This window comes from Mesorhizobium sp. M8A.F.Ca.ET.207.01.1.1 (assembly GCF_004794715.1).
Lineage (GTDB): Bacteria > Pseudomonadota > Alphaproteobacteria > Rhizobiales > Rhizobiaceae > Mesorhizobium.
In genome coordinates this window covers 1-284 of the sequence record NZ_SRUS01000571.1, presented here as the reverse complement: position 1 = coordinate 284, position 284 = coordinate 1, and the positions used below count along the sequence as shown (strand labels likewise).

General features: G+C 62.3%; 1 protein-coding gene. It reads left to right on the top strand.

Translation table 11 applies throughout. The features are described from left to right. Positions 1–270: MoaF C-terminal domain-containing protein (locus EN850_RS35875; protein ID WP_281407321.1), on the top strand; the 270-nt coding region annotated here is incomplete at its 5' end. Positions 271–284: the final 14 nt, after the last annotated feature.

Here is a 284-nt window from a genome sequence, read left to right as displayed (position 1 = left end):
GCCTGGCAGAACCTCGTCGGCGTCCAGCGCGGCCATGGCGACGTCGATCTGGCGACCACCTGGAAATTCGCCGAGAACTTCTATGTCTTCGGCTTCCGCGAGTTCATCATCCCGGTCGCCTCGCTGTTCTTCTACAACTGGGACACCATGCGCTCGACCGGCAAATTCCTTGGCGTGACCAGCCAGGGCAAGGTCGAGAACAAGCCCGCCGGCGCCTTCATCGAGAAGAAATCCAGGGCCGTCTACGACCCGGGCCAGGAACCGGTCTGAGCGTTGGGATCAGC